This window comes from Rheinheimera riviphila (genome assembly GCF_004005945.1).
Taxonomy (GTDB): domain Bacteria; phylum Pseudomonadota; class Gammaproteobacteria; order Enterobacterales; family Alteromonadaceae; genus Pararheinheimera; species Pararheinheimera riviphila.
In genome coordinates, this window is record NZ_SACS01000021.1 from 34,597 (window position 1) to 52,553 (window position 17,957).

Consider the following 17,957-nt stretch of genomic DNA (forward strand, 5'->3'; position numbering starts at 1 on the left):
TTTTAGCTTTTGTGATAAAACATAAAATACACCGCGCCCAATAAACACATTCCGGCATAGACGTAATTGAGTTTAAAGGGCTCTTTCATATACAACACCGCAAATGGAATAAACACGCTCAGCGTGATCACTTCCTGCAAAATTTTCAGTTGCGCTAATGAAAAGACCGTCGCGCCGATACGATTGGCCGGCACCATCAGCATATATTCAAAAAACGCGATGCCCCACGACACCATAATGGCGACGAACACCGCTGAACCTTTTAAATGTTTCAGGTGGCCATACCAGGCGAAAGTCATAAAAATATTACTGAGTAATAACAGCAGGATAGTCGTCAGCGTCGGGCTAAGTTGCGGCATCATTTTCTCCATCAATGCGAACTCGTATTATTACTGAAAATCGGTATTTTTGCGCCGGATATCCCGCAATGTGGGTAGTTAAAAAATTGCCGGGCTATGTCTTGAATTTAGCGACAGCTCAACTAGCTTTAATTTGAAAAGTTTCCAAGATGGATCCTTTCCGGAACCAAAACATGATGTTTTCACACGAAGGATTGTCATACCATGCGCCAAAACCTGCCTGTTACATCCAGAGAACGGACCTTTGCCTCTGAGCAACGCTTAATTTCAGCCACAGACGTTCAGGGAAATATTCAATTTTGTAATGATGCTTTTGTCGACGTCAGCGGTTTTACCCGCGAGGAACTGATCGGGCAGCCACATAATCTGGTGCGCCATCCGGATATGCCGGAACCAGTGTTTGCCGGGATGTGGGATTACCTGAAAAAAGGTCAATGCTGGATGGGGATTGTTAAAAATCGCTGCAAAAATGGCGATTATTATTGGGTGAATGCGTACGTCACGCCCATTTTGCAGCACGGGAAAGTGGTGGGGTTTGAGTCGGTACGGGTGCGGCCAACCGCCGAGCAAGTCAATCGCGCACAGCAGGTGTATCAACAAATTAAAGACGGCAAAAGTATTGCCGGTGGTGCTTTGGCGCAGTCCTGGCAAATACCGGCTGGGATGGCGGCAGTATTGGCCATTACTGTCGGTGGCGCTATGCTGTTTGGCCAGTATGGCGCCGGTGTTGCGGCAGCGCTGAGTAGTTTTGGATTGGTCAGTCTGGAGCGGGCTGGGATGCAAAAAGCGCAACAGAAACTAAAAGCGCAATTAAGTAGCCCGTTTTTATGCCCGGTCGCCAGTCAGGTATTTACCGGGAACAGTGGCGTGTGGGCACAGCTGGAACTGGCGCTCATCACCGAAGGCGCGCATTTACGTACCGTGTTAACCCGGCTGGAAGATGCTGCAATGTTGGCCTCCAAAGAATCAGCGCAAGCCCACAACTTAAGTAAAGCAACCTTATCGTCCATTACGTCGCAACAACAGGAAACCGATCAGACGGCGACTGCGATGAACCAAATGACGCATACCATTGCCGAAGTTGCACAAAATGTGCAGTTAACTTCGAATCAGGCTGCGAACGCCAACGAACTGACCAGCCAGGGGCAACAGGTTGCGTTACAAACCAAAGATGCAATTCAAGCGTTGGCGAGAGCGGTGCAGGCGATTTCTGCCGCAGTGACAGAGTTAGCCACCCAAACTTCCAGCATTACTCAGGCAGCTGATATCATTCAACAAATTGCTGAACAAACCAATTTGCTGGCGCTAAATGCTGCCATTGAAGCGGCCAGGGCAGGCGAGCAAGGCCGTGGTTTTGCCGTGGTTGCGGATGAAGTGCGGCATCTGGCGCAGCGGACGCAGGAATCAACCAAACAAATTCAGCTGATTATCAAGAATTTGCAGCTTGGTGCCAGCTCAGCGGTATCTGCGGCCAATGACGGTGTGAAAGCGACTGAACTTGGTGTAGCCAAAGTCATCGAAACTGAGACTATGCTCCACGGCATTATGGCTGCGGTCAATATCATTGCCAAAATGGGACACCAGATTGCCGTCGCAGTTGAGGAACAGGCGCACGTATCGGAAGATATTAACCGCCAGGTTAGCCGGATTGCCGATTTGGCGGGCGACAGTTATCAGCATAGTGAACAGGCTGCGGCAGTGAGCAGCGATCTGGAACAAAATGCCGAGTCCCTGTATCAACTGGTGGAGCGGTTTAAAAAACAAGGCTAGTGCCGTGCTATAAGGCTGCTGGGTTAAAAACCAAGATAACTCAGCCAGCCATACACTTCATTAAACACCCATTGTTGGTTTTGCGGCTGATCGATAGAACCCGGTAGCAGCCGCTGCCGGTATATTTCTTTGATGTGTTTTCGGACCAGCTGCAGCCGCAACTGGCTGCTGGCCATCACAAAAGAATTGTCTTGTTGCTGCTGGATATCCAGCGTCGGGACTTTGTGTTTCGCCAGCGCCACCGATACGGCCTGATTTAATGCTTTGTCCGGCAGATAAGCGCTCAGCAGGATCAACCCTTCAGGTGCTTTTAGCTGCCCGCTCTGATACAGCTGATTAATCAAAGCGCCACTACTACCTTGCGCCACCACAATAATACTGCCGGTATTGTTTTCAGCACTTTTCATCACTGCTTGTAGCCGTGCCAACAGCTCAGTTTGATAAGTCAGCATGGTTTCGGCATTCGTTTCCGGGAGCGGATCGGGCACCATCATCGCTATGGTGTTCCAGCCATAATCGACCAGTTGCTGGCGAAGGACATTAATCATTCTCGGGCTTGCTGCATGCTGTGACCAATCGGGCACCAGGATCACGGTGCCTTTGGTAAACGCGGTCATCGCAGGTTTTTCCAGCACGGTAAATGTCAGTGCGCCCGCCTGTAATGGTTTGATTTCAATGGGGTCAATTTGATTTTGTAGATCAGTGGTGGTGAAATTTTCGATACTGAGTTCAGCATTATTGGCATAACTGGCGGAGGAAAGGAGTAGCAACAACAGTAAGCCCTGCGTCGCTGAAGCTATCTTAAAAGTGATCATCAGGAATACTGTTGTAAGGATAGATTAAGCAAAGTATCGGCGGGCAAACTGGAAACTTAAAGCGATCGGCCGGATAAAAAAAGGCTCAACCTGAGTTGAGCCTTTGAGCAATCATGCGATGGCTAAAAATGCCATGCAGAAAGTTTGATCTTAGCGGGTAACAGCTTCTTTTACAGATGCAGTAACATGGCCTTCGATACGACGGTTAACCGCGTGAGCAGCAGCATTGTTGCCGGCAGCGCGTGGTTTAGTGACACCGTAACCGACAGCTTTTACGCGTGAACGGTCGATACCATATTGAGTCACTAATACATCAGCAACGGCATCAGAACGACGTTGTGACAGCGCCATGTTGTAGGCTGGTTTGCCAACATTTGAAGCGTGACCGGCAATTTCAACATCAGTATTTGGGAAACGTTTTAAGAAGTTCGCCAGTTTTTCGATGTCTGCATGATATTCAGGTTTTACAACAGAAGAGTCGTTGTCAAACTGAGCGTTTAAATCAATCCGCACTGAAGTTTCAGTGAAAATTGAACAACCAACGGTATCAACTTTGTCAGTGATCGGGGTGTTTGCACACTGATCTTTGTCATCAGTCACACCGTCCTGATCCGCATCACCAATCACTGGTGCTGGCGCAGGTGCTGCTTCTGGCTGTGGTGCTGGTGTTGGAGCAGCTTGTGGTGCTGAACCAAATACATAGCTTAAACCAACTTTCAGGCCGGTATCAGCAAATGACTGGCTGATACCCTGGTAACGGTTCGCTTCAGCAAAAATAGCTAAGTTATCTAAAACAAAGAAGTTTGCACCGATACCGACGTTGGCAGCTGATGCTGAACGGCCAGTGGTGAAGTTTTTCACACCGCCGACAACGTAAACTGGCAGGCTGTCAATGTGGTACATCAGATCGACGCCAGCACGATTGCCTTTCACGTCATAACCTACAGTAGCTTTGTCCAGATCCTGACGAGCGAACTCGGCACGGATTGCCCATTCTTTGTTGATACGGTAGCCGATGTTCAGACCACGGCCATTGCCGTTGTCGACGTTTTGCCATTCGGCAGAACGTGCTTTGTCACTATCAGGGCTATAAACTTCGTAGAAAACAGAACCAAAAACCCGATCTTGTAAATCTTCTGCAGTTGGGGCAGCAGAAGCAACAAACGACATCAGGGGTAAAGCAGCCAAAACGGCCAGTGCGCTAGTATTAAGTTTCATCCATCTCTCCTTTAGGGGTTTTTCCAACTCGCTAATTTTATTTGATTTGCCTGTATTAAACAAACATTGCTTAAATTTAGTTCAGATTTTCTGAATATTTTATAAGCGAGCGGCGCCATCTTAACAGTTATAACTGAATCAAAGGTTAATTGATTCGCTTTAGCACTAAAATGGACTTGGTGCCGCAAACTCCAACCAACGTGCATCTACCGGATGTCGTAATGCTAAAAATTCAGCATGCAATTGCAGGCGATCCGCAGCTGCGAGTCCATGGGTAGACGCATAAAATTTGTCACCAAGGATCGGATGTCCAAGCCATTGCATATGCACCCTGAGCTGATGCGAACGTCCGGTCACTGGCGTTAATCGCACTCTGCTACTGGTGGCATCCGTTGCCAGCACTTCAAAATGGGTCAAAGCTTTCTTGCCGCGGCTAAAACACACCATTTGTTTGGGTCGATTTGGCCAGTCACAAATCAGCGGTAGCTCAACGCTGCCAAGACGTGCACTGACCACACCTTCCAGCCTGGCAATATAGTGTTTGGCGGTCTGACGCAGTTCGAATTGCCGGTTGAGTTGCCGCTGGCTGTCGAGGCTAAGCGCCATCACCACTAATCCGGAAGTCGCCATATCCAGCCGGTGTACGATACGCGCCGTCGGGAACACCCGTTGCACCCGGCGCTCCAGACAATCCTGATGCTCCGGCGCTTTGCCAGGTACGGTTAACAATCCGCTGGGCTTATTCAGCACCAGCAGATCGTTGTCCTGATAGACAATCTCCAGATACGGCCACAGCGGCGGCTCATAGTGGATCAACATGGCAATTCCGCAGACCGCAATGGACAGCGATGATGCAAGCAGTGATGGCCGTTACTCATCGTTTTTGCTACTCATTACTGGCAACTATCACCCGGATCGCATCAAATTTCAGTCGCGCTTTGCTAATGTAATCCGTCAGTTGTGTTTGCATTGATTGCAAATGGGCAATTTCTTCCGGCCGCACCGACGGGTTAATTTTCGACAAGGCCTGCAAGCGGCTGATTTGTGCCGTCAACGCCAGCTGCATTTTCTGCTGGGCGTCCTGCTGAATTTGCACTAACTGTACTGACGCATAAGCTTCGGCTTTCGCAATGAGCGGGTGAATGGTGGTTTGCAGCGCACCAACCAGTTTACTTGCCGTCTGACGGCCAACCGGTTTTAGCTGCCGGTTAAAGTTATCAAAGGGCACATTGGGTGCCAGGTTTTTACCGGTTTTTTCCAGCAATAACCGGATTGGCGTTGGTGGCAAATAACGGCCTAACTGCAACTCAGCCGGTGCGCTGGCCTCGGCGACATAAATAAATTCAACAAAAAACGTGCCGACTGGCAGTTGTTTGTTGAACATCACCGCCGCCGAGCTGTTGCCCATGCTGTCGTTAGTCACAATATCCAGCGTGCCTTGCACCATCGGGTGATCCCAGCTTAAAAACTGGATGTCTTCCTGTGCCAGCGCGGTTTGACGGTCGAAAGTGACGGTCACGCCGTCTTCGTCCAGACCCGGATAATGACCCTGTGTTTGTTCTGATGGCGTCAGAATAATACTGGTGTCGCTACGGTCATCCTGATTAATTCCCAGAATATCCCAGGCTTTAATCATGTACAGCGGTAGCACGGTGTCGTCATCTTGCACGGCAATTTGCTCAGCAATCGAAGCTGCATGACCGCGGCCAGCGGAGTTAATTTCCAGCAGCTTGTCACGACCTTGTTCGAGCTTAGTTTTTAACTGCAAATTCAGCGCCTGAGTATCGTGCAGCAGTTTTGCCACCGCATCGGCATCTGGCTGATTCGCCGCAAGTTGCGCCAGCAGCTGATGTTGCAGTTCTTCAAACACCGCGCGGCCGGTCTGACTGGTGAATTGCAACGCCTGCAAGCCTTCGTGATACCACTGCACCAGAATTTCTTGTGGGTGATTCTTGAAAAATGGCAGGTAAATTTGAATATCGTGCTGCTGACCAATCCGATCCAGACGGCCGATGCGCTGCTCCAATAAATCCGGATTCAGCGGTAAATCGAACAATACCAGCTGATGGGCAAACTGGAAATTACGGCCTTCGCTACCAATTTCCGAACAAATCAGCGCCTGAGCGGCGTTGTCGTCCTGAGCAAAATAAGCGGCGGCTTTGTCGCGCTCGACAATGCTCATGCCTTCGTGGAATACCGCAGCCCGAATGCCTTCTTTCACCCGCAGCGCTTCTTCCAGCGCAATGGCAGTATCCGCATGGGCGCAAATGATCAGGAACTTTTTGTATTTATTGGCTTTGATCCGGTCAATGATCAGTTCAACCCTTGGATCAAACTGCCACCAGCTGCTTTTATTGCCTTCAAATTCCTGGAAAATCCGCTCCGGAAATAACTGTGCCCGGGCTTTTTGCGCGTCAGTTTGGCTGGCATTAAAGGCCTGCTGCACTTTAATGGCGTTTTGATATTGTTCCGGCATTTCCAGCGGGAGTAAATGCGGCTGCCGTTTTGGAAAACCGGCAATGGCGGCGCGGCTGTTGCGAAATAAAATGCGGCCGGTGCCGTGGCGGTCTAATAACTGGCTGAGTACCGATTGCTCGGCAGCCTGACGCTCTGGGCTTGGCTCGCTTTGTTGTAATAAGGTCAGCTCTGCAGACAAATCCGTTTCTGCGATTTTTTGCTGCAAAGTTGCTGCGGTCGCGGCTGAAATAGCTGGCGCGTCCAACACTTCTTTGGCAAGTTCTGCGATGGTTTTGTAATGCAGCTCTTCGCCCAGAAAAGTTTGATAATCGTAAAAACGGGCAGGGTCTAATAACCGCAAGCGGGCGAAATGACTTTCGTGGCCCAGCTGATCTGGCGTTGCTGTTAATAAAATAACGCCTGGGGTGTCCTGAGCCAGTGCTTCAATCCGCTGATATTCGGTACTTGGATTGTCCTGGCTCCACTGTAAATGGTGCGCTTCGTCCACCACCAGTAAATCCCAATGCGCTTCGGTGGCCGCTTCGTGCCAGCTTTTTTTGCGGCTGAAAAACTCCAGCGTTGTTAACACAAGCTGCTCAGATTCAAATGGATTGCCGCCATCGCCTTTGGCTTCGGTGCAGCGTTCTTCATCAAAAATGGCAAACTTCAGGTTAAACCGACGCAGCATTTCGACCAGCCATTGGTGCATCAGCGATTCTGGCACCACCACCAGCACGCGCTGCGCTAAACCGGCAATCAATTGTTGGTGAATAATCAGGCCAGCTTCGATGGTTTTACCTAAACCCACTTCATCCGACAGTAAAACGCGTGGCGCATGCCGTTTAGAGACTTCATCGGCAATATATAGTTGATGCGGAATTAAGCTAACCCGGCCGCCACCAAGGCCACGCATCGGGTTTTGTTGTTGCTGATGGATATGCTGCCAGCTGTGATAGCGCAGGGTAAACCATTCAAAACGGTCGATTTGACCGGCAAACAAGCGGTCTTGTGGCTGATTAAAGCTAATAAAATGGTCAAGGAAAGTTTCGCGCAGACTGACCGCTTCGCCAGTGTCGGTTTTATGGCCATGGTAAATCAGGGTTTGATTTTTTTCTTCAATGGTATCAACAACCAGACTGAATTCATCAGCACTTTTGATGGTATCGCCCGGATTAAATTGCACTCGGGTCAGAGGCGCTTCGGCAATGGCATACAGCCTGGTTTCGCCGCTCGCCGGGAACAACAGAGTCAGCATGCGGCCTTCAATTCCAACCACGGTACCCAAGCCTAAATCAGACTCTGAGTCGCTGATCCAACGTTGCCCTAGTGCAAATTTCATCATATTTTTTACCACTCCGAAAAAGGGGCTGCATGGTACTAAGAATCGCCACAAACTGCATCTGAATGCTGTGGTTTTTTTGCAACAGATGAAAATCTGTCATGCGAATGTCATCCGCAACATCGATTCTTGCTCTACATTAAAAAGAAAAGCGAATGCATTAGTTCAATTCGGCTTTACCCACGCTAAGGAGCTGCATATGGCGCGAAGAAAAAGCAAAGAGAAAAAAATCTACGTCCTTGATACCAACATTCTGCTGCACGAACCTTTCGCCTTCTTAAACTTCCAGGAACACGACGTGGTCATCCCGATGACCGTGTTAGAAGAATTAGACCATATTAAAGATAAACACAAAGATGTTAGTCGTGAAGCGAGGGTGGCTATTCGCGCATTGGAGGATGTGCTTAAAGATGCCACTCCGGATCAGATGCTGGCCGGTGTCGCTTTGCCGGCGCCCACCGATTTAAAAGAAAGTGGCCATTTATTTATCGTCAACGACCATCATTTATCCGATCAAATTCCAGGTTTGCCTGGTGGCGAGAACGACCACCTAATCATCAATACCGCGTTGTTTTTACAACGGGAAAAAGCGCCGGTTAAAGTCATTCTGGTCACTAAAGATATTAATATGCGGCTGAAGGCCAAAGGTGCCGGGTTGAAACTGGTTGAGGATTACCGCACCGACCAACTGATCGACGATGTGCGCTTTTTATATAAAGGTTATTTTAAATTTCCCGGCGATTTCTGGAGCCAGATCAAAGATTGTCGCAGCGCGAATGAAGCGCGTGAAACCTATCACTATTTGCCGCGCTCGGTGTTACCCAATGCTTATATCAACGAATATCTGGTCGACGAGTATGAAACCTTCGCTGGTCGGGTGGTTGCAATCAATGAACATGAAATTAAAGTGCTGGACTTGGGCTTTGAGCGGCTGATGCATAAAAAGGCCTGGGGGGTGATGCCAAAAAATGTCTATCAGGCAATGGCGCTGAATGCCTTGCTGGACCCGGATATGGATTTGGTGATCCTGACCGGTCCGGCTGGTTGTGGTAAAACCCTGTTGGCGCTGGCGGCGGCACTGGAAATGGTGATCGAACGTGGTTTGTATGACAAAGTGATTGTCACCCGCAACACGCCGGAAATTGCCGAGTCGATTGGCTTTTTACCGGGCACCGAAGAAGAGAAAATGGCGCCATGGCTGGCGGCAATTACCGATTCTCTGGAAGTACTGCATAAAACTGACGAGCACCCGCACGCCAGTGTCAACTACATTATGGATAAAGCCAATATCCAGTTTAAGTCGGTGAATTTTATGCGTGGCCGCAGCATCCAAAACGCCATTGTAATTTTGGATGAATGTCAGAACTTAACTGCAGCACAGCTCAAAACCATCATCACCCGCTGCGGTGAAGGCACCAAACTGATTTGTTCTGGCAATTTGTCGCAAATCGATAGTAACTATTTAACCGCAGTCACGTCCGGTTTGACTTACATTGTCGAGCGCTTTAAAAACTTTGAAGGCAGTACCACCATCAACCTCAATGGCGTGGTGCGCAGTCGATTGGCGTCTTTTGCCGAGGCCAATTTGTAAACAGGTTGACTTGATGGGCTGATAGGTTACGCTATTCAGCCCTGTCGCATCGAGGAAGTGGAAGCCTGGTGAAAGTGTTTTCATGGTCTGGTCTGGTCTTTGTCTTGTCCATCAGCTTTATCTGGAGCTGTGGTTATTGGTTATTGCTGCAAAGTGGATCCTGGCAGCTGCTGCAACAGAAAAATGAACTCACCCAACAGCTTGATAAAGCGCAAACTTTGCTGCAAAACTGGCAACAGGGTTACCAGCTGCATTTGGCTTATCTGGAAACTGAACTGTTGGAAGTACAACAGCTGCCGGTGGCAGGTGTTGAATCAGCGCTGGTTGACCCACTACAGCAACTTGATGAGCAAATCCGCCGGGTATTATGGCCGGATCCATTGCTGGCGTATGCTGTGTTAGATAGTCAGGGGCGGGTGCAACGCCTGAGCTCCGCCGATGCCAGTACCTACTTTAGCCAGACCAATTTTCAGTCTGCTACCTCCGCTACTTTTTTACCGCCTTTAGTGCTCAAAGATCAATGGATCCTACCGTTGCAGGTCGACCAGCAGCAACAACGACTGGTGCTGTGGTTTGATGCCAGTCAGCTGCAGCAACAATTACAACGGCTGATGGCGATACCAAAACAGGTGACAGAACTGCTATTGCTGTCTAAAGATGCCGAGTTGTTATCGAGTAGCCGGTTTCAGAAATCGTTATTACCACGATTAGGTCTGGATACTCAGGATCCGCAACAAGCCCTAAAAATTTATGCCAAAAGACCGCCGGAAAATCTGCTGCGCAGTAAACAGCGTTATCAGGATGCCGGAGCCTGGCCTTTGACCAGTCTGATGATCGAAGTTGCACGCAGCAGCAGTGGCTTTATCGCCAGTCATTATCTGAATTATCTCGGACGGCAAACTTTAGCCAGTTACCGTCAGCTGCCGGAATGGCAACTTTATCTGGTGGTTGAACGCGATGCTGCGCCGATGCTGGAAGAACTGGCGACCATCAAAATGCGCTTACTGGCGGCATTAACCGGTTTAAGTTTATTGTTAAGCTTGGCGTTTTATCTGATCCACCGCCAGCTGCGGCGCGCTGCCGGTGTCGCGATGGCGGCAGAAATAACCGCCGCAGAATGGATCGACCCCACTGAACATGGCTATGAGCCGCCAGTGCTTGGTGCGCTTGAGCTCGAATCAACTGCTGAACAAGAAACGCCGTCAACGGCAGGCACCTTCCTCTCGTCAACATCTTTAGCGGACGACGGTGCTGCAGAAGCGCAAATTGACCCGTTGTTGAGGCCGCCAGAGCTAAGGTCGTCAGATGGTGTCGAAGCAAGTTTGAACCGTTCAAGCAGTGAGCCTGGATCTACAGCCATGCCAGCCACCGGTTGGCCTGCTGCCACCGCTTTGTTGCAAGCCTGGTTACAACAACCGAATCTGGACCCAAAACTGGCAGATATCAGTCGCAGTTGGTTACAACAAGTGACGCCGGACACTGCTGAACAGACGTGGTGCATTGACATGATGCAGGATCTGACGCGGTTGTTGGCACAACGTATTCAGGCCGATGCCAAACGTAATTATTTGCTGGAAGCCAGTATCGATTTTCCCGTAGCGTTATTCATCCAGCAACAACGATTATTGCCGCTCCTGCAAAATCTGCTGACGCAAACTGAACTGCGTATCGACACCGGGACTTTGTTGGTCCGGCTGATGCTGGCTGAAACCAATCAGCTGCGGATTGAGTTTGTCGATCAGGCACATAGCCTGACGGATGGGCAATGGCTGAGCTTGCTGGATCCTGCTGCAGAAGACCACTCCGAAACTGCCGTCGCTTACCGGCAAATCCAACAGCAATTAGCGGAATTAAATGCGCATTTATCGGCACGGGCTGATTTGGCTGCCGGTAATAAGATGGTGTTGATTGTGCCTTGTGAAGTGCCGTTACAGCCGGAATCTGCGACCGTTGAAGTCTTAACCGGCAGTGCGATGTTATTGTGCCCGCCCGGCGCCGCACAACAATTGTACCGGCGCTTGTTCCGACAGTCCGGCCTGGACTTACTGCCGATGGACGACGCCAGTCAATTGCTGCAATGGTGTGAGAGTTCACCGCAAGAACTTAGCAAAATGCTGATTGATGAAGACTTTGTGCAAGCAGATGCAGCATTGGCCGGCAAAATTGCCGCAGTGGTGCGACGTTATTTTCCTGAGGTGCAAGTGTTGCTGGTGGTTCGTCAGCCGCAACAATGGCTGGCTCTGGCGCAATCGGAACAATTGTTTTTAATGGCGAAGCCGCTGACACCGCAGGTATTAACCAGTGCCTTTCAAAGTAGTGCTGCTGGTATTATCAGCGGCAAAAAAGCAAACATCTGGCTCTGTCAGCCGGATCCGCTACAGTATTGGTGGATTGAACAACAGCTGCATAACTTGCATTATCAGGTGCAGCCCGTAACACCATCGGCAGCATTACCCGGTGATTTGCAGCGGGATTATTACTGTTTGCCTTGCTCAAGGTATGAAGAACTCAACGCAAATGGAACTCTGCCGCAGTTTGTGTTGTGGTGTCAGGGAACTGAACTGGTATCAGCAGGCACCAGCCATCCGTTGTGGGTGATGGCAGAAGGTAGTGCGGCACTCAGCCGCCATTTGTATCACATAACATTACAACATCAAGGCAGCACGACGGACATGAACCGATGAATCCACTCTATAACGAATATAAAAGATCGCAGCTGCGCACTTTCCTCGTGGTGTTGTGTCTGGCATTTGCCGCTGCAGTGTTCGACTACTTTATTGCTTTAAATCAAAGGATTGCGCAACAACAAAACTTGCTAAATTCCGCAGTGGAAGATTTGGAACATCAGTTCAGTCCGTTGTTGCACTTAATGACCATTCTCAAAGCCGATGCTGAACTGAGTTTGTTGGCTGAGCAAGCAAGCGATGCCAGTCAGCCGCTGCCCGGAATGTTGTGGTCGGCGGTGGCTGAACAACCTGATGCGAAACTGAGTGATGCAGAAGTCGCCATGCTGCAGCAATTAACACCAAAACTGCAACATAGCCAGCGCAGCACGATCGTGATCCGTCAGTTTAGTTATGTCTCGAACAACGGCGTCTGGTACTCCACAACCGATAACCGCAGCGCTGCTCAGGAATTACAGTCAAAACTGTACTGGGAACAAAAACAACAACAGCATAAATTGGGGTTGCCGGATATCCGGCTGCATAAAGTCGATGCCGCTGAAACGATTTTTTTACTGGCGATCCCAGTACAGAAAAAAGAGCAGCATATCGGCGAATTGTTATTGGAGCTTGATTTAGCCACCATGCTGAAACTGGTGGCGAAGGCACAGCAAGGCGCACGGGTTCAGTTGATGAATGATGTTGGGCAGGCGTTGTTAACGGTTGAAAAAATGCAGGTAGTACCGGTACAACCACAAGATCTGATCCACCACAGCGACAATTTAAAAACCCTTGAGCAGCTACATCTGACATTACATCTGGAGCCGGTGCATATCGCTTCGGTGAGTAGTGAGCTGATGAATTTTATGGGGCATTTGCTGCTGTATCTGGCGACATTAATGTTGTTATCGATTTATCTGCGGCGCCGGTTTAAGACCAAAGTATTGTCCCCGTTTCACCGGTTGTTGGTGCATATCGAGCGGCTGCGGCGGGGTGACAATCAGGGCGTACGGAATATTCCGGCGGACTGGGTGCAGGTGTTTCATCAGGTGGAGCAAATTCGCAGCGGCACGGATGAGACTCAGAACAAACGGTAAGTAAACTGGCGGTTGGTCAGGTAGGTTTGATATTTTTGCGCCAAGGTGCCTAATTTCGTTGGGGCAGGGCCTGTTGGATCCACCACCAGATAGGTGATCCCCTGCAAAGTGACGGTCAGTTCATGCTCCAGTGGCGGGATTTGCGCGGCCACGACCGCATGGTCTGGAAAATACACAATGCCGATACTGTTTTTCGGGAAAATATTCTGCAACACCGCCGCATACAACACGGCTTTACTGTCACAATCGCCGCCATGTTCCACCAACAGTTTCAGTGGCGCTGAATAGCCGCTGCCGGCGGACGCCTGGCGATTGGATAAATCCTGATAAGGGATTTGCTGCACCCAATCACTGATTTTTCCGGAGATTTGCCGGATATTATTTTTGCCATATAAATCAACAAAGGCATTCGAGATGGATTGCAACGCCGGGCGGCTTTGTTGCATCACCCGCACGTGATCCGGGATCACAAATTGCTCGCCGGTTGGGCTTTTCATTAGATAATAAAAATCACGTTTCAGGTAGTTGTCGTAAGCTTGCTGTTGCGCTAGTTGCAATTGTTGCTGTACCTGATCAACCTGGCTGGCTTCATTGCCGCGCACTGTCACCCGAAATGGCAGGTTTTTCGGCGACATCTGCACCCGAATTCCGCGTTGTTGCAATTTCACCGCCGCCAATAGCACCTGATGGCGGATATGTTGATCAGCAAGTTCAGTTGAATAACGCCGGGTGCTACCGGACTGCGCTTTAATCGCGGTGTTGTCGAGTTGAAAGCTTAACTCTGGCTCCGGCGGCCATTGATAGCGAAATTCAGTCGTCGTTTTGGCGATAGTTTTTTGCACATCAATAGCCGCTGACAGGAGTGATGACCAAAGTAAACTATTCAGCACAAACAGAATTTTCAGCACCAGATGATTTCCGTCGTTTCAGATAAACACAGCTTAATGCTAAAAAGCTGAAAACTCCAAGACTGCCGCCGGATTCTTCCCGCACTATCACTTCGATGAAATCGTCGCGGCTCTGATCTTCCAGTGGCAGACGATTTAAGGTGTCATTGTCGTAACCGGACACTTCAGCCAGCAGGTAACCGGTGCGGGCATCGACCAATTCAATCAGCAATTTGTAATAGCCGGTCCGCAGCTGGCTTAAATCAGTTTCGATAGCGAACCAGTCCTGACTGCTTTGGCCATAAAGTGTGAAGACTGAACTGGTGTGGATGACAGTTTCATACCCTGAACTGTCAATCAGGCTGTAAACAGCATATACCGGTTGTGAGTTGTAGTCGGTGTGGGCGTCAAAACGGACATAGAGTTGCGAATAAAAGCCATTGTTGTTGCCGTCATAACGCATGGTTAAATCGATGGTGTGGAACCAGGCACTGCTCTGAAACGCTTGTGTGACTGCCAGTGAACGATTGACAGCAATGTTCGGTAAGGCTTTAGCGCTGCTGGCGACGGTGCTGGCCGGTAAATGTGATTCTTTGGTTGGTTGTAATGCGGTTAAAGGTTCAGTTGCGAGCACTGAAGGGGTGGTTAATAATGCGAAAATCAGTGGTAGTACATGGGTTTTCATGGTCAGTGCTCCTGTAGCTTTGATATCATCCTTGCTTGTTGCGGCTGAATAGCTCCTGAATTTTTTTCTTCTTACAAATCCCGGCGAAAACCGGTCACTGGATGAGTCATGCGGATCTCAAAAACTATCGTGGTCAGCGAGCAAGCACTTGCGATTGATGTGCTTTGCGTTGCGGTGCCGGAACTGTCAAAAGCGCGGCTGAAAGATGCGATGAACAAAGGTGCCGTCAGCTGGCAACGTGGCAAACAGCACAAAAGATTACGCCGGGCACAAAGCCCGGTCGCAGCTGGTGAGCAACTGCATTTAAATTATGACAGCGATTTACTGCAACGCAGCTGTGATGCACCGGTGCTGGTGGCGGATGAAGGTAATTTCAGTGTCTGGTATAAGCCGGCCGGTATGTTGTCGCAAGGCAACGAATGGGGTGACCATCTGAGTTTGCTGCGGGTGGTCGAACTTTATCATCAAAGCAAAAGGCCGGTATTTTTACTGCACCGGTTGGATCGGGAAGCCAGTGGTTTAATGTTAGTGGCGCATCAGCAGAAAACTGCAGCGGAACTCAGTCTGCTGATCCAACAACATCAAATCAGCAAAAAATATCAGGTACTGGTGCTGGGGAAGCTAGATGCTACCTTGGTGGCTGCGGGGCAAATTCATGCCGTGCTTGACGGTAAAGCCTGTGAAACCAGGTTCAGCCCGGTCGCAGGCTGGCAGGAACCGACAACTACGTTGCTGGATATCACGCTGATTAGTGGTCGAAAACATCAGATCCGCCGTCATTTTGCTGACATTGGCCATCCGGTGATGGGCGATCCTCGTTACGGCAGCAACAATCAGGATGCGGCAGGTTTAGGGTTACAGGCCGTGGAATTGAGTTTTGCGCTGGGCGGTGGCCGACGTAAATATCATTATCAACTGCCGGCTGAACTACGTCGTTATGGCGTGAAGTGACGGAGTTTCTTTAATTTTGCGTTAATCATCAGGCCACAGAAGTGATTGTGTCCAAATGATTAATGCGGCTTCGCCAGCGGCAAATCGTTACAGGTTAAACTAATCAGCCCTAGGCGCAGCGCGTTGGTAATGTCGCCGCGGACGTTTTCAGTTTGCCAACTACAAGGATTGCGCTGTGAACAGTACAACTGCACCCGGTATAACTGCTGTGCTTTTTGTTGTTGAGCCGCTAGTTGCCAGCTGAGCCACACCAGTTCGCGCAGGCCAGCCAAGTCTGCCGGTTGCCAGTAATCGCCAAGCAACGGCTGTAGTGGTGCGACAAAGCTGTACAGCGTTGGTTTTGTTGGCAGTTGTGCCTGTTGTTGCAACAATAAGTAATTCAGTTGTTGTTCGATTTGAGCAAAGCCTGCGGGTGGACAACGCCAGATCAGCCATACCGCGTCGGTGTGCACGGCATAACTGGCCAGATGTTCAGCGGGCAAGGCGCTGATCAATTGCTGCATGGCACGACGCAGAGTTTGCTCACCACACAGAAACTTAAACTGCTGTGGTTGTGCCAGTTGAATGCACTGCAGCTGCAGCGGTTGGGATTTGTGATACTCGCGCTGCAGTTTACGGCAAAACTCAGTCCAACTAGCGGCTTGTGGCAGATGGGTCGCCTCAGTCAGATCTTCTCGGCTCCTGCCCTGTCGTTTCCGTCTGAATAACCAGAACAGACTTGCCACCCAACTGATAGATAATATTAAAATAGCTAGTTGGTACCAGCGCTGCTGACGTTGCAATCCAGTCAATTGTTGTTGCTGCTGTTGCAGCTGCAAGCTGTTATTCAGCAAATCCAGGGTGTATTTTTGTTGGTTTTTCAGTAAGGTGCTCTGCAATACGCTGGCCTTTTCGCTGGCCAGAAATGCCGGCTGCCACTGTAAGCGCGCTGCGTTTAACTGCGCCGCCATCTGCCAATACCGTTGTTGCAGAAAATCCGGTAAGTCGGCCAGTAAAGTCTCCGCTGGCATGGCAGCGCTAGCGGCTTCAACATCCTGCTGTTGCAAGGCAACCTCAACGATCGCCAAACTGACTTCCAGTTGCTGGCCTGCATGCTCTAACTGATTAAACAGCTGCAGTGCTTTATTCAGCTGTTGTCTGGCTTGCGGCAATTGTTGTTGCTGCATCGCCCACTGCGCTTGTCCGAAGTACACCAGCCCGAGTAAATGGACATCCTGTAATTCAGTGGCAAGCTGTAGGGCTTTAGCCAAAATCGGTTCTGCCGCAACCGGATCGGCCAGTTGTAGGTAAGTTTCGGCCTGATTAATCCATACACTCAGCCGTTGCCGGCTGTCCGCTGGTTTCTGGAACAGCTGTTCGGCTTTGGCAAAATGCTCCAGTGCCAGGTTTTGCTGCGATAACTTGCGATAGGCCATCCCCAATCGCAAATGAATAGAGCCTAACGACGTGGTGCGGTCCAATTCAATCGCTAAGGCCAGCGCCCGGCTCAGATGTAATTGGGTCAGCACAAAGTTGTTTTGCTGTAGCGCCAGTCGGCCAGCAGTCAGTCGTGCCTGTAATTCCGGCAGCGGTAGCTGATGTTCAGTGGCGATGGCGATACTGAGCTCGGCATACCGAATGGCTTCGGTCATGTTGCCGGTTTGATTGTAGGCCTGGGCAAAACTTTCATACACGCTGGTTTGTAACTGTGGTTTATTCGCCGAGTTCAGGCTGGTGAGTTTGGTTTCAGCCAGTTGCAGTGCCGCCAATGCTTGTTGATTATCGCGAAATAACATGCCGTAAATCAGCGCTTTTTGCTCCAGCGCCTGTACGGTAACGTCGTCAGCTAAGCCCAGCTGCAAAGCCATATTGACACTACTGAGCGCCGCATCTTTGTTTTGCAGACGCAAATAGGCATGGGCGAGTTTGTACCAGTGGATGGCATCCCGTTGTTCAACCGCGACTTCACTCAGTTCGCTGGCAAATCGCGCCGGTTCACGCTGAATTTGTTGGATGTCGGTGGCCAACGGATCTGCGTGCAACGGGGCGCTCAGACACCACAAAATGATTAACCAACGACTATTCAACTGGGCTGCTCCTGCAAGAAAAGTAATGTCGGCATGATGTCGCTGCACTACAAACGCCT

13 protein-coding genes are annotated in these 17,957 nt (G+C 49.9%); 5 read left to right on the forward strand and 8 right to left on the reverse strand.

The features are described 5' to 3' along the window. Nucleotides 1-2 precede the first annotated feature (2 nt). Entirely contained in the window at nucleotides 3-359 is a 357-nt protein-coding gene (locus tag EOE67_RS16550) for a DMT family protein (RefSeq protein ID WP_206099641.1), read from the reverse strand. A gap of 204 nt (nucleotides 360-563) precedes the next feature. On the opposite strand from EOE67_RS16550, the gene EOE67_RS16555 reads away from it, so the two are divergent. After that, entirely contained in the window at nucleotides 564-2,129 is a 1,566-nt protein-coding gene (locus tag EOE67_RS16555) for a methyl-accepting chemotaxis protein (RefSeq protein ID WP_127700447.1), read from the forward strand. 23 nt (nucleotides 2,130-2,152) lie between these two features. Here the strand turns inward: EOE67_RS16555 and EOE67_RS16560 are convergent, their stop codons facing one another. The 4 genes from EOE67_RS16560 to rapA all read right to left on the reverse strand — a co-directional run bounded on the left by EOE67_RS16560 (nucleotide 2,153) and on the right by rapA (nucleotide 7,961). After that, complete coding sequence (locus EOE67_RS16560) at nucleotides 2,153-2,944, reverse strand: DUF3530 family protein (RefSeq protein WP_127700448.1); 792 nt, start codon at nucleotides 2,942-2,944, stop codon at nucleotides 2,153-2,155. Between the two features lie 150 nt (nucleotides 2,945-3,094). Further along, nucleotides 3,095-4,162, reverse strand: coding sequence for an OmpA family protein (locus EOE67_RS16565; RefSeq protein ID WP_127700449.1), 1,068 nt, complete (start codon nucleotides 4,160-4,162; stop codon nucleotides 3,095-3,097). 165 nt (nucleotides 4,163-4,327) lie between these two features. Next, the gene (locus tag EOE67_RS16570; RefSeq protein WP_127700450.1) at nucleotides 4,328-4,981 is read right to left on the reverse strand and encodes a pseudouridine synthase; all 654 of its coding nucleotides are present in this window, start codon (nucleotides 4,979-4,981) and stop codon (nucleotides 4,328-4,330) included. A gap of 67 nt (nucleotides 4,982-5,048) precedes the next feature. Next, nucleotides 5,049-7,961, reverse strand: a complete 2,913-nt coding sequence (rapA, locus tag EOE67_RS16575; RefSeq protein WP_206099642.1) for an RNA polymerase-associated protein RapA — start codon at nucleotides 7,959-7,961, stop codon at nucleotides 5,049-5,051. Between the two features lie 196 nt (nucleotides 7,962-8,157). On the opposite strand from rapA, the gene EOE67_RS16580 reads away from it, so the two are divergent. The 3 genes from EOE67_RS16580 (at nucleotide 8,158) to EOE67_RS16590 (ending at nucleotide 13,309) form a co-directional block, all read left to right on the forward strand. Further along, nucleotides 8,158-9,549: a PhoH family protein gene (locus EOE67_RS16580; RefSeq protein WP_127700451.1), complete on the forward strand. Its 1,392-nt coding sequence runs from the start codon at nucleotides 8,158-8,160 to the stop codon at nucleotides 9,547-9,549. 68 nt (nucleotides 9,550-9,617) lie between these two features. Next, nucleotides 9,618-12,233 carry a hypothetical protein gene (locus EOE67_RS16585; protein WP_127700452.1) on the forward strand — a complete coding sequence of 872 codons (2,616 nt, stop codon included), beginning with the start codon at nucleotides 9,618-9,620 and terminating at the stop codon, nucleotides 12,231-12,233. Further along, the gene (locus EOE67_RS16590; RefSeq protein ID WP_127700453.1) at nucleotides 12,230-13,309 is read left to right on the forward strand and encodes a hypothetical protein; all 1,080 of its coding nucleotides are present in this window, start codon (nucleotides 12,230-12,232) and stop codon (nucleotides 13,307-13,309) included. Before EOE67_RS16585 ends, EOE67_RS16590 begins: the two co-directional genes overlap by 4 nt. Here EOE67_RS16590 and EOE67_RS16595 read toward each other — a convergent pair. Both EOE67_RS16595 and EOE67_RS16600 read right to left on the reverse strand, forming a co-directional pair. Next, nucleotides 13,294-14,217, reverse strand: coding sequence for a hypothetical protein (locus tag EOE67_RS16595; protein WP_127700454.1), 924 nt, complete (start codon nucleotides 14,215-14,217; stop codon nucleotides 13,294-13,296). The two genes, EOE67_RS16590 and EOE67_RS16595, sit on opposite strands and share 16 nt — an antisense overlap. Then, a complete protein-coding gene (locus EOE67_RS16600) occupies nucleotides 14,189-14,881 on the reverse strand; it encodes a choice-of-anchor H family protein (protein WP_127700455.1) in 693 nt (230 codons plus the stop codon). The genes EOE67_RS16595 and EOE67_RS16600 overlap by 29 nt, the downstream gene beginning before the upstream one ends. Before the next feature lie 108 nt (nucleotides 14,882-14,989). Here EOE67_RS16600 and EOE67_RS16605 point away from each other — a divergent pair, with 108 nt between their 5' ends. Continuing rightward, nucleotides 14,990-15,832 carry a pseudouridine synthase family protein gene (locus tag EOE67_RS16605; protein ID WP_127700456.1) on the forward strand — a complete coding sequence of 281 codons (843 nt, stop codon included), beginning with the start codon at nucleotides 14,990-14,992 and terminating at the stop codon, nucleotides 15,830-15,832. Nucleotides 15,833-15,891: 59 nt separating this feature from the next. Here the strand turns inward: EOE67_RS16605 and EOE67_RS16610 are convergent, their stop codons facing one another. Continuing rightward, entirely contained in the window at nucleotides 15,892-17,898 is a 2,007-nt protein-coding gene (locus tag EOE67_RS16610; protein WP_127700457.1) for a tetratricopeptide repeat protein, read from the reverse strand. Nucleotides 17,899-17,957 lie beyond the last annotated feature (59 nt).

Bases quoted from the DNA above. Each gene is read 5' to 3' on its own strand.
- EOE67_RS16590 (WP_127700453.1), top strand. From the start codon at position 12,230: ATGAATCCACTCTATAACGAATATAAAAGATCGCAGCTGCGCACTTTC.
- EOE67_RS16600 (WP_127700455.1), bottom strand. From the start codon at position 14,881: ATGAAAACCCATGTACTACCACTGATTTTCGCATTATTAACCACCCCT.
- EOE67_RS16605 (WP_127700456.1), top strand. From the start codon at position 14,990: ATGCGGATCTCAAAAACTATCGTGGTCAGCGAGCAAGCACTTGCGATT.
- EOE67_RS16565 (WP_127700449.1), bottom strand. From the start codon at position 4,162: ATGAAACTTAATACTAGCGCACTGGCCGTTTTGGCTGCTTTACCCCTG.
- EOE67_RS16570 (WP_127700450.1), bottom strand. From the start codon at position 4,981: ATGTTGATCCACTATGAGCCGCCGCTGTGGCCGTATCTGGAGATTGTC.
- EOE67_RS16555 (WP_127700447.1), top strand. From the start codon at position 564: ATGCGCCAAAACCTGCCTGTTACATCCAGAGAACGGACCTTTGCCTCT.
- rapA (WP_206099642.1), bottom strand. From the start codon at position 7,961: ATGATGAAATTTGCACTAGGGCAACGTTGGATCAGCGACTCAGAGTCT.
- EOE67_RS16550 (WP_206099641.1), bottom strand. From the start codon at position 359: ATGCCGCAACTTAGCCCGACGCTGACGACTATCCTGCTGTTATTACTC.
- EOE67_RS16580 (WP_127700451.1), top strand. From the start codon at position 8,158: ATGGCGCGAAGAAAAAGCAAAGAGAAAAAAATCTACGTCCTTGATACC.
- EOE67_RS16560 (WP_127700448.1), bottom strand. From the start codon at position 2,944: ATGATCACTTTTAAGATAGCTTCAGCGACGCAGGGCTTACTGTTGTTG.